The following is a 1,804-nucleotide window of genomic DNA, read 5'->3' on the forward strand; positions in this document are numbered from 1 at the left end:
AAACGGATAATTCTGATGTTCAAAAGCGCCCAGCGTCGTCTCCTTGATTTCCTTCAAGTAGTCAAGGAACGTCTTACCGGCAGCCGGATAACTGCGGATGGCCAGAGTATTGACGAACATCCCAATCAGCGGCTGAACGTCGCTGTGATTTCTTCCCGCAATCGGCGTACCGACCACCACGTCTTCTTGTTCTGTATATTTATGCAATAATATTGTATAACCAGCAAGCAGAACCATGTAAAGCGTTGCGCCGTTCTCGGCTGCAAGCCGTTTCAGACCCTCGCTTTTCTCGCTATTCATAAACAATTGCAGCGTGCGGCCCTCGTAGCTCTGCATAGCCGGGCGCGGATAGTCCGTCGGCAATTCCAAAACCGGCAGCTCTCCGCGGAACATGTCGAGCCAGTAGGCTTCCTGCTTGGCAAGCTGAGCTTTCTGCTCGTCCGATTGCTGCCATACCGCATAATCTTTGTACTGAATGCGGAGCGGCTCCAACTGCTCCCCGCTGTACAAGCGGACGAACTCTTCGATCAGTACGTCAATCGAAACGCCGTCAGATACGATATGATGCGTATCGAACATTAGAATGTGCCGGTCCGGCGCCAGTTCGGCAAGGCCTACCCGCAGAAGTGGCGGCTTCGCTAGATCAAACGGACGAACGAATTGGCGCACCGTTTCTTCCGCCTGCTCCCCGCTGATCTGCACATATTCCACCTGGAAGGCGGCTTCTTCGTAAATCCGCTGAACCGCTTCGCCTTTTACCATCTCAAAGCCGGTACGCAGCGTTTCATGACGAGCTACGAGCCCGCGGAACGCTTCTTCAAACCGCTGCCGGTCGAGCTCCCCTTCGAGCAGCATAGCTCCCGGTATGTTGTAGCTCAGCTCGGCTCCTTCCAGCTGGTTCAAGATATAGAGACGTTTCTGAGCGGAAGAGAGCGGATAATACTCGCTAGGTTCCGCAGCCGGAATAGCCGTGAACGAGCCGATCTCCAGCCGCTCCATAGCCGCGGCCATTTCCTCAACCGTCGAGTAGCGGAATACGTCGCGAAGCGGGAATTCAACGCCTAGCTCCTTATGCATTTTGCTGACAAGCGTCGTCGCCCGCAGGGAGTGTCCGCCGAGGTCGAAGAAGTTGTCCGTTACGCCTACCGCCTTCTCCCGAACAAGCACATCCTGCCAAATGGCGGCCAGCTTCGCCTCAAGTTCGGTGCACGGCGCCACGTATTCGCGGCCTCCGCCTGCTCCCCCTTCCGGTGCCGGCAGCGCCTTCCGGTCGATCTTTCCGTTCGGCGTCAGAGGCAGGCGCTCCAGCTCCACGAAGTACGACGGGATCATGTACCCCGGCAGCTCGCTGGCAATCGCCCGCTTCAGGTCCGCCGCCGTCAAGCCTTCTTCCGCTGTATAATAAGCGCACAAAGCTTTCTGACCTTCTTGATCTTCCCTGACGACGACGACCGCTTCCTTCACGCTACCTATACTCAGCAGCTTCGCTTCGACTTCGCCCGTCTCAATCCGGTAGCCCCGGATTTTCGCCTGGTTGTCGATCCGGCCGATGAAGTCCACGTTCCCGTCCTCCATCCAACGTGCCAAGTCTCCCGTGCGGTACAGTCGCTCGCCTGCGGCGAACGGGCTGTCTACGAACTTCTCTTCCGTCAGCTCCGGACGGTTCAAGTACCCGCGCGCCACTCCGACTCCGCCGATGACCAGCTCGCCCAGCACCCCGACCGGCACCGGGTTCAGATGCGCGTCCACGATGTAGAATTTCGCATTCAGCCACGCTTTGCCGATCGGCACATTGCCTGTCTGC

General features: G+C 57.6%; 1 protein-coding gene. It reads right to left on the minus strand.

Going from position 1 to position 1,804, the window contains the following annotated elements:
• Positions 1–1,804, minus strand: a 1,804-nt coding sequence (locus LCF57_RS00005; RefSeq protein WP_225998877.1) for a condensation domain-containing protein, incomplete at both ends; no start/stop codon positions are given.

It is taken from the genome of Paenibacillus sp. BJ-4, from assembly GCF_020404765.1.
In the GTDB taxonomy this organism is placed as follows: domain Bacteria; phylum Bacillota; class Bacilli; order Paenibacillales; family Paenibacillaceae; genus Paenibacillus.